The sequence below is a fragment of the Vibrio sp. 1S139 genome, assembly GCF_041439475.1.
In the GTDB taxonomy this organism is placed as follows: domain Bacteria; phylum Pseudomonadota; class Gammaproteobacteria; order Enterobacterales; family Vibrionaceae; genus Vibrio; species Vibrio crassostreae_C.
Genome location: NZ_JBGOOD010000011.1, coordinates 76,841 through 86,765, shown reverse-complemented (window position 1 = coordinate 86,765; position 9,925 = coordinate 76,841). Strand labels below are relative to the sequence as shown.

Genomic DNA, 9,925 nt, shown 5'->3' with positions numbered 1-9,925 from the left:
ACATTACGTTAGACGGAATTTACGCTGAGCTTAGTGCTTAAGGTTCTGTCTATGTTAAGTCATTAATGAAATTCAAACTCAAAGGTTAATTGAATGCTTAAATTTAGGGGTTATTCTTAGAAGGTATCCTTATAGGCCAAAACGAGATTGCGTTCTGTTCCAGTCAATCTAGTGTGTTTTCTAGAAAACCTACAGGTGTCGAAGGCTGGTTTTGTTGTGGAATTGTCTAACAGATTTGATGAAAAATTAAAGCTTCCCGAAGGAAGCTTTAGTGTTAATTGCGATAGAGGCTCTTCTCGTTAAGAGTTAAAGTGCATTTTCTAGCTTTGTTAGGAAAGTAGTGATGTCTTCAGAGCTGATATCTCTATGAGTAACAAATCGAACCGGGTTACCTGGAGACATCGTAATGCCTTGTTTGCCCAGTTCGCGAGCGATTCGGTTGATATCCACGGACTCATCTAACTTAGCAAACACAATGTTAGTTTGAATGAAATCAGGGTTAACAGAAAAGCCTTCTAACTTGCTTAGGCCGATCGCTAGGTTTTTCGCGTTCTCGTGGTCAGCTTTAAGTTGAGCAACGTTCTCAGTCAGTGCCATTTTACCTGCTGCAGCAAGAATGCCTGCTTGACGCATACCGCCACCAACCATTTTACGTAGTCGACGTGCTTTAGCGATGTACTCTTTACTACCAAGTAGCAGAGAGCCAATCGGAGCACCTAAACCTTTAGATAAACAAATCGTCATCGAATCGAAGTGTTGCGCGATCTCTTTAATGTGAACGTCTAACGCGACTGCCGCATTGTATACGCGTGCACCGTCTAAGTGCATCTGTAAACCATGTTGGTTTACGAACTCACGAGCTTCCGCTAGGTAAGACATTGGCAGCACTTTACCATTGATCGTGTTTTCTAAACTAAGAAGCTTAGTACGAGCAAAGTGGCTGTCGTCTGGCTTAATCGCAGCAGCAAGCCTTTTAAAATCTAAAGTGCCGTCTGGGTTGTTCTCGATTGGTTGAGGTTGAATCGAGCCCAATACCGCCGCACCACCGGCTTCGTATTTGTAGTTGTGCGCCTGTTGACCACATAGGTATTCATCACCACGCTCACAGTGCGCCATTAGGCCGAGTAGGTTGGCTTGCGTACCTGAAGAGGTGAACATAGCGGCTTCAAAGCCCGTTTCGTTGGCTGCCCACTGCTCAAGCTCGTTTACTGTTGGGTCATCACCATATACATCATCACCGACTTCTGCGTTTGCCATTACATCGCGCATAGCTTGTGAGGGTTTAGTTACGGTATCAGAACGAAAGTCCATGTTTCTCTCCTAGAGTGTTATAGGTAGCCGCAGAGTTGGGCTTTACTTAAACAAGCGATAGTTTTTGTATCGGTGATTTGATCGTGTCGTATTTTATCTTGCAGTTCTTCTAAGCTTAGTTCGAGCACTTCTATGACTTCATCTTCATCACATTCAAAGCGGGTAGTGAGGCTTAAGTCTTTTGCGACAAACAGATACTGTATTTCATCACAGAAGCCAGCCAAAGGGGTGACTTGCCCCAAGCTTTGAAAGGAAGTTGCGCTGTAACCGGTTTCTTCTTCCAATTCACGCTGGGCACATTGAAGAGGTGACTCATCAATTTCCATCGTGCCTGCAGGTAGTTCCAAAAGCCATTTCTTAAGAGAAGGGCGGAATTGGTTAATGAGGATGATTGTTCCAGACGAAGTGATAGGAAGAATAACTGCCGCGCCAGGGTGGTTTATTGTTGTATGTTTTACCACGACGTTCGTAGGGAGCGTCACGTTCTCTTCTATGAGAGAAATACTTTTCCATTTATGGATAACTTTACTCATGCAGTCTGGCCACATTCCTTGCCAATTTTTCGTATAACGGAAGACGTGCACCACCATAACGTCTATGGTGTCGAAAATAAAAGAAAAATTAGGGTTAGCAATAGATTTAGTTTCACGCCGTTCGTGATGTTACTCTCATAATTGGAATCTATGATTGCGCCAAAATTACCGACGTAACCATCTGATATAAATGCAACTCAATAATAAAATACACTTGTAACAAAGTACTAACAAATGTATAAAAACATATCTACACTCTCAATTGTTCAAAGATTTTCGGAGTAACGCATGAACCCTTCTATTTCTTCACATGCTGACAAGGCGCTACTCTCTGAAAGAATCAATAAATTAGCGCATGCTCTCTCTGATGGAGTCTATGAAAGAGAAGACACGATTAAGCTATGTTTACTGGCTGCATTGGCTGGTGAAAGCGTGTTTCTATTAGGCCCTCCGGGCATTGCAAAAAGCCTTATCGCAAAACGTCTTATTCAGGCTTTTGACAACAGTAGTTATTTTGAATATTTGATGACACGTTTCTCTACGCCAGAGGAAGTGTTCGGCCCGCTAAGTATCCAAGAATTAAAAGACAACGGTCGTTATGTAAGGCTGACCGAAGGTTACCTACCAACAGCACAAGTTGTATTCCTTGATGAGATCTGGAAAGCCGGCCCTGCAATCCTAAACACGCTACTTACTGTCGTTAACGAAAAGACTTTCAAAAACGGCAGTGATATTGAACGTGTACCGATGCGTCTACTAGTATCGGCATCCAACGAACTTCCAGATGAAGACAGCGGCTTGGAAGCACTTTATGACCGTATGTTGGTACGCGTGTTCGTGAACCGTATTCAAAACAAACAAAACTTCAAATCGATGCTGACGACGGGTACTTCTCAAGAAGCGGTAATTCCAAAAGGTTTGGCGATTACGGACATTGAATACCATCAATGGCAGAAAGAGCTCGATAAGCTGGAACTGACAGACAATTCGTTTGATAAGTTGTTTGAACTAAAAACCATGCTTGAAGAGACGGTTAAGAAGCAAGGCTCTGCTTCAGAGTCAGAATTGTATGTATCAGACAGACGCTGGAAGAAGGCCGTTAAACTATTGAAAGCGAGTGCGTTCTTCAGTGGTCGCGATAGCGTGAACCCGCTGGATATTATGCTTCTGCAAGATTGTTTGTGGCATAGCCCAGAATCACGTGATGTGGTTCGTAGCGTGGTGAAAGACTTTGCATTGAACCGAGCGTTTGATCAACAAGAGTCGAAAGCTCAAATTGAAATGTCTCGTGAAGAGTTAGAAGAGATTCAAGACGATGTTGAATCAACGTTGTCGATGTCACTTTCTATGGAGTCAACCAGTGGCTTGTTGCGTAAAGATGTTTACCAGAATGACATCAAGAACGCGAAAATGTACAGCGTGGGCAGTGCTTACAATCTAGTGAAACTGGTTATGCTGCAAAGCAACATGTCGGTTTCTGAATCTGAGAAAGGCGATAGCCGTTGGGTATACGTAGCCAAAGACGATTTTGATCGTGTTCTTAAAGAAGGTCACGGTGATATTTACGGTTACGTAAACGAAAATAAAAACCTATGCCGTTTAAAACTCGACTTGGATGCATCAAACCAATTAGTGATTAAAGACATCGCCAATCGCTCTGTATTGGTGAGTGTGGTTACTACTGACGGTTTAGACCAAGAACTGTACAACAAGTGGTTGAGTGGCGCTGAGAAAGCCTTAGAACAGTTAACTGAAGCTGAATTCAAGTTAAAACGCGTTCGTACTGAATTCCATGATGTATTACCTCATAACTATATTGACCCTGATTTACCAAAAGCGATGGAAGCAAGTTTGCAATCGGTAACGCAAGATCTTGAAACCACGAAAGTGAAGAGTGCAAAGATCGCTCAGCGTATTAAGTTTATGAGCCAGTACTTCGAGTAAGAGGAGAGCATATGTTAGGAGCAGACGGCTTAAACCTCGCTTTGATGGTAGCTGATTCCGGAATCATTGATACCGCGATGAATGATCTCATCGCTCGTTCTCAAGTCATGATGGCTGCAGAGAACAAAGGTGTGAAAACATCAGTGAAAAACCACTTAGTCAAATGGCGCGGTAAAGTAAAAAAACGCGTCACCAAGGTGTGTGAAACTGATCGATTCCAAGAGGAAATCGCCCTTTATCAAGAAGTGATTTACTGGGATGAACCTCAGTTCTTTGATGAGATAGACAGTGTTATCAAAAAGCTCGAGTGGCACTCAGCGTTTTATCTACAAGCTCGACGCCTTATGGAGAACGACAAGGGTGTTTATAACGCGATGTTTCCACACTACTTTTGCGACCAATGGTACCAATCACTTTCTGATGCGATTAAACAAGCTCAAGTAACTGAACTTGAAACAAGCAAAGAAAAAGTCTTAGCCGATCTTTATCAGCGCATGGAAACCATGAAAAACATGGATAAAGTGACTGAGTCGGGTGATGAAGGCAGTGTAGGGCGCTTGTGGGACATGGCTTCTGCCAAATTAAGCAAAACAGACCTTACCATCATGAAACGTCATGCTGAGTTCTTGAATAAGCACAAGGGCTTGCAAGAGATCGCTGAAAAGCTAGGCCGTATGGCTGGTGAGGAAGATGATCCTTCGCTACACAAAGCCCCTGTAGAAGAATTGCAGGTGGTTGAAGAGAAAAGCGATGAAGCGGTCGATGATATTGTCGGGATTCATGAAAGTGATGACCTTAACAAGATGCTGCCAAACGAAACCATGTTCTTAGCTTATCCTGAACTTGAGGTTATCTTTTACAAGCACTTGGCCGACAAGCGTTTACTGAGCTATCGCTCGCAAGGTAAATCACGCACGTTACGCAAAGTGAAGGCGCAAAAACCAGATAGCAAGAACATCGATATTGAAAAGGGCCCGTTTATAGTCTGTGTGGACGCTTCGGGTTCTATGAGTGGTTTCCCTGAGCAGTCTGCTAAAGCAATGGCTTATGCCTTAATGCAAATTGCTCTTGCAGAAGAGAGAGACTGTTATGTGATTCTTTTTTCTTCTGAGCAGATTACCTATGAGTTAACAAGGCAAGATGGCCTACGTGAAGCGAGCGACTTCTTAAGTTACTCATTCCACGGCGGTACGGATTTGGAACCTGTTCTCATGAAGTCGATTGACCTAATGACTGGTGATAAATACAAGAATGCCGATTTAATCGTACTTTCTGACTTTATTGCGCCGAAACAATCAGACGAAATGATTGCTCAGGTTGAAAAGTTGAAAGAACACAAAAACCGTTTCCATGCGGTTAGTCTTTCTAAGTATGGCAACCCTCAACTTATGACTATGTTTGACCACTGCTGGGCGTATCATCCGAGTCTTGTCGGTCGTTTTATGAAGAAGTGGTAGCGCTAGAACATCTTGTTTAACTCGATTTTGCTGTGTGTTTTTTGATTAAAGAGATCGAACATGCAGCAATTTGATTTAAATGTCAGCAAACGGAATTTAAATTCACTTTTTTGTTTGACTATCTCCCCTCAATCCGTAAAGTAGGCACCCGAACACAGCGGTGCGGCTTACTTAAGTCCCTAAAGTGTTGAATTAAAAAAGGCGCCTTGGCAGAGTGGCTATGCAGCGGATTGCAAATCCGTGGACCTCGGTTCGACTCCGGGAGGCGCCTCCATTCTCTCTTTCTTCTAGAAAGAATTTGAATGAAAATGCGATACTAGCTCAGTTGGTAGAGCGCAACCTTGCCAAGGTTGAGGTCATCGGTTCGAACCCGATGTATCGCTCCAAATTTTGTAATGTTGATTGGCGTCAGCATTAAGATGGTGTTTTACTTTTCAGTAATCGGCATCGCAATAAAGAATTGCGTGCCCTGGTGGTGGAATTGGTAGACACAAGGGATTTAAAATCCCTCGGCGTTCGCGCTGTGCCGGTTCAAGTCCGGCCCGGGGCACCATCTATTAAAGTCTTTATCTCGATAAAGCAAATGCGATACTAGCTCAGTTGGTAGAGCGCAACCTTGCCAAGGTTGAGGTCATCGGTTCGAACCCGATGTATCGCTCCAAATTAAGAAGCCCGAACAGAAATGTTCGGGCTTTTTGGTTTCTGACGTTTAGCTTTTACGTTTAAGAACTCTTCTTGTTCGAATCCGCACTCAACATTCATTTCTATCTCTGTTTCAAATTTTGCAATCAAGTTAGTTTTTAAAAGCGAGATTCCCTATGAACTCGTTCCTCGTGCTAGGGAATGACGGAAAGACGGTATGACCTCAAAGTCTCTCTAGTAACGTTTATAAATCCACGTCGTCATCCTCGGGCGTGAGGAACGAGCGAACCGGGGAGCTCTTGCCGCTTGCTGATTAACTTCAGTTTAATCTATTGCATCAGATAGTTTCTGAATAAAACAATACATCGACATGTTGTAAGGGACTCCGAATGAACTCATTCTTCAGGCTAAGGAATGACGGAAAGGCGCCACAGCCTCAAAGCCATCACTAACACCGCCTGTACACCCACGTCGTCATCCTCGGGTGTGAGGAACGAATGAACCGGGGATCTCTTTCCCAAACGATAGTGTGACGATATTTACAGCAATTGCTTAGCCACCGCTGCTATTTATCAAGCTATTACTAAAAACTATTGAGCGTTCATTTCACTTTATGTTACTTTCCCGCGCAATCTCGGAATGAAAATGTTCAAGAAGAGCAACGATTGCTTCTGGGGGATACGCGTAGTGACCATTCTTGCTGATTGGGACATTACGTAGGGTAGGTATTGGCTAGTCCTTTAGCTGATAGACGGGATACTTATGGCGCAGTTCGTCATGTTAATGGGAAACCCAACATTGAACACACTAATTACAACATTGCTAATCAGCTCTGCATTTCCAAAGGGACCAGCTCCTCATAGCTGCCCGATCCTGCAAAAATGTCCAATTCTTCAAAACAGTAGCATTACTGAACCTTGAGCTCACGCTAACAATTTATCGCTGTCTTAAGACGGCTTAATTTCGTATTCGTCATTTGACTTATGCGAGTGTACAGCTATATCTCATTTCTAGACAATACGTGTACTTCACTATGAACTCTCTCCAAATTTAACGAGAGTTGGTGGGTAATTGCGTCTGATGGAGGTGAGTATGAACACATTCAAGGGGACTTTTATGACTATCGCCTTTGAAGTCGATATCAATACTATCGCAAATTCATTTTCAACTATGGTTCCTATCTTAGAGGGAACGTACGACCTAACACCTGACGCTATTTTGCTAGAGCAAGAACAGCATGAGTCGGATGTTCGCTCTTACCCAAGACGCCTGCCTATTGCTATTAAACGAGCATGTGGCGCTTTAGTTGAAGATACTCGTGGCCAACTCTTTCTCGATTGCTTAGCCGGTGCAGGTACACTTTCTCTGGGTTACAACCACCCTGAGATTAACCAAGCACTTAAAGACCAACTCGATTCTGGTTTGCCATACCAAACACTTGATATCACGACTCAAGCAAAAGAGACGTTTATCAAGCGAGTTAAAGCTTTTCTTCCTCAAGACTTTTCAAATAACTCGGTTCTTCAATTCTGTGGCCCATCTGGCGCTGACGCTGTGGAAGCGGCGATCAAGCTCGCCAAGCAAACCACAGGTCGCAACACCATGTTTGCTTTCCGTGGTGCTTACCATGGTATGACGAACGGCACCATGGGTATGATGGGTAACCTCGGCACTAAAGAGCGTCGTAGCGGCTTGATGTCTGATGTGCACTTCATGCCTTTCCCATACAACCTACGCTGCCCGTTTGGTATTGGTGGTGAAGCGGGTGCTAACGCGAGCATTCGTTACATCGAACGTATGTTGAATGATGACGAGTCTGGCATCATGAAACCGGCGGCGATGATCGTTGAGCCTGTGCAAGGTGAGGGCGGTGTGATTCCTGCTCCAGCATCTTGGTTACAAGGCCTACGTCGCATCTGTGATGAGCACGGCATCCTACTGATTTTTGATGAGATTCAGTGTGGTGTGGGCAAAACTGGCCATCGATTTGCGTTTGAAGAGTCTGGTGTTAATCCAGATATCTTATGTTTATCTAAAGCGATTGGTGGCGGACTGCCTATGTCGCTGCTTGTGTTCGATAAGAGCATTGATACATGGAAAGCGGGTGAGCACACCGGTACATTCCGTGGTAACCAATTAGCAATGGTCTCTGGCGCTAAGGCGTTGGAGATCATCGAACGAGATGGCTTAGTTGAGCACGCGAACATCGCAGGCCAATATTTACGTCACGGGCTTGAGAAGATTCAATCACGCGTTAGCTGTATTGCTGAAGTTCGTGGTAAAGGCCTGATGCTCGGTGCTGAGATCAAACAACCAAATGGTGAGCTTAACAAGTTTGGCGAACCACAATCAGACGGCGAACTAACCCTAGCGATTCAACGAGCAGCGTTAGAGCGTGGCTTGATGGTTGAAAAGGGTGGTCGTGATGGCTCGGTAATTCGTTTCCTTCCGCCAATGATTATCTCTTTTGAGCAGATTGACTTTGCACTCCGCGTAATGGAAGAAGCGATCATCGCAGCTGGTGGTGACTTACAACAAGACCCAGCTTCAAGCGAACAAGCAAACCAAGAATGGAACAAGCATTTCATCCATACAGGTTTAGGCGGTAGCGACGAATTTGCTAACGTGATGAACCAAACCACTCAAGCGATGAAAGCGGTTTTTGAACAGGTTGAAACCCCTTATTCGGGTTTAGATCCAAAAGTGCTAGAAGCAGCTATCAATGCTGTCGACCTTGATAACAATCAACACGCTTTGGTTGATGTTGTAGATAGTACTGCAGACCTTGTCGCTGCAAACTCCATCTTCGTGCAACACCCAGATTGCATTGCACACCTTCACACTCCTCCTCTTATGGCTTCGGTAGCAGCGGAATCGATTATCGCGGCGTTGAATCAATCAATGGATTCATGGGACCAAGCATCGGCTGCGACTTATGTTGAGCAGCGCGTTGTGGATTGGATGTGTGACAAATACCAACTTGGCGCACAAGCTGACGGTGTTTTCACTAGCGGAGGCACGCAAAGTAACCTAATGGGTTTATTGCTTGCGAGAGACTGGGTTGCGGATAAGCACAATGGTCATTCTATCCAAAAGCTTGGCTTACCAGAATACGCGAGCAAACTGCGTATCTTATGTTCAAAGAAATCTCACTTCACGGTTCAAAAGTCAGCCTCTCTACTAGGGCTAGGCGAAGCGGCAGTGTGCTGTGTTGATACCAATGCAAACGGCACTATCAAGCCTGACTTGCTAGACGCAGAAGTGAAAGCACTGAAAGCACAAGGTCTGATTCCTTTTGCTGTGATTGGTACTGCGGGCACAACCGATCATGGTGCTATCGATGACCTTGATGCGATTGCAGAAATCGCAAGTCAGCAAGATCTTTGGTTCCATGTCGACAGTGCTTACGGTGGCGCGCTTATCTTGAGTAGCCACAAGGCTCGCTTACAAGGCATCGAAAAAGCGGACTCTGTGAGTGTCGATTTCCACAAATTGTTCTATCAAACAATCAGCTGCGGCGCGGTATTGTTGAAAGACAAAGCGAACTTTAAGTACCTTCTACATCACGCAGATTACCTAAACCGCGAACACGATGAACTGCCAAATCTAGTCGATAAGTCTATTGCGACCACCAAGCGTTTCGATGCATTGAAAGTCTTCATGACGATGCAAAGCGTTGGACCAAAGCAGTTGGGTGATATGTACGACCATCTTCTTGAGCAAACGCTAGAAGTGGCAGACCTGATTCAAAACCAAGCTGACTTAGAGCTACTCGCAGAGCCGTCACTATCAACAGTGCTGTTCCGATCTAAGCCGTCAGCAAACGGCGAGCTAGATTTAGACAAATTGAATCAAACGCTAAGACTGGAAGCGCTGACTCGTGGTGTTGCAGTACTCGGTGAAACGGTCGTGGATGGTAAGAGTGCGCTTAAATTCACTATCTTGAATCCGTGCCTAAAGACATCAGATTTCAAATCTCTAATTAACAAAATTCAAACTCTAGCCACTGAGCTAGCAGAACAACAAGGGTAATTAATT

5 protein-coding genes and 4 tRNA genes are annotated in these 9,925 nt (G+C 44.5%); 7 read left to right on the top strand and 2 right to left on the bottom strand.

All coding sequences use genetic code 11. The features are described 5' to 3' along the window. Positions 1-306 precede the first annotated feature (306 nt). Positions 307-1,311, bottom strand: a complete 1,005-nt coding sequence (gene ltaE / locus ACED46_RS06125) for a low-specificity L-threonine aldolase (protein ID WP_048660102.1) — start codon at positions 1,309-1,311, stop codon at positions 307-309. A gap of 17 nt (positions 1,312-1,328) precedes the next feature. After that, positions 1,329-1,844 (bottom strand): NUDIX hydrolase, encoded by a 516-nt coding sequence (locus tag ACED46_RS06120; protein WP_123322394.1) that lies wholly within the window; start codon positions 1,842-1,844, stop codon positions 1,329-1,331. A gap of 288 nt (positions 1,845-2,132) precedes the next feature. Here ACED46_RS06120 and ACED46_RS06115 point away from each other — a divergent pair, with 288 nt between their 5' ends. The 7 genes from ACED46_RS06115 to ACED46_RS06085 all read left to right on the top strand — a co-directional run bounded on the left by ACED46_RS06115 (position 2,133) and on the right by ACED46_RS06085 (position 9,919). Beyond that, a complete protein-coding gene (locus tag ACED46_RS06115; RefSeq protein ID WP_371721094.1) occupies positions 2,133-3,788 on the top strand; it encodes an ATPase RavA domain-containing protein in 1,656 nt (551 codons plus the stop codon). A gap of 11 nt (positions 3,789-3,799) precedes the next feature. Then, the gene (gene viaA, locus ACED46_RS06110; RefSeq protein ID WP_371721093.1) at positions 3,800-5,245 is read left to right on the top strand and encodes an ATPase RavA stimulator ViaA; all 1,446 of its coding nucleotides are present in this window, start codon (positions 3,800-3,802) and stop codon (positions 5,243-5,245) included. 200 nt (positions 5,246-5,445) lie between these two features. Further along, positions 5,446-5,519: transfer RNA gene (locus tag ACED46_RS06105), tRNA-Cys, on the top strand. 36 nt (positions 5,520-5,555) lie between these two features. Beyond that, a tRNA-Gly gene (locus ACED46_RS06100) sits at positions 5,556-5,631 on the top strand. An 80-nt stretch (positions 5,632-5,711) separates the two neighbouring features. Then, positions 5,712-5,798: transfer RNA gene (locus tag ACED46_RS06095), tRNA-Leu, on the top strand. Between the two features lie 32 nt (positions 5,799-5,830). Beyond that, positions 5,831-5,906, top strand: a tRNA-Gly gene (locus ACED46_RS06090). A gap of 1,073 nt (positions 5,907-6,979) precedes the next feature. Beyond that, complete coding sequence (locus ACED46_RS06085) at positions 6,980-9,919, top strand: pyridoxal phosphate-dependent class III aminotransferase (RefSeq protein WP_371721092.1); 2,940 nt, start codon at positions 6,980-6,982, stop codon at positions 9,917-9,919. Positions 9,920-9,925: the final 6 nt, after the last annotated feature.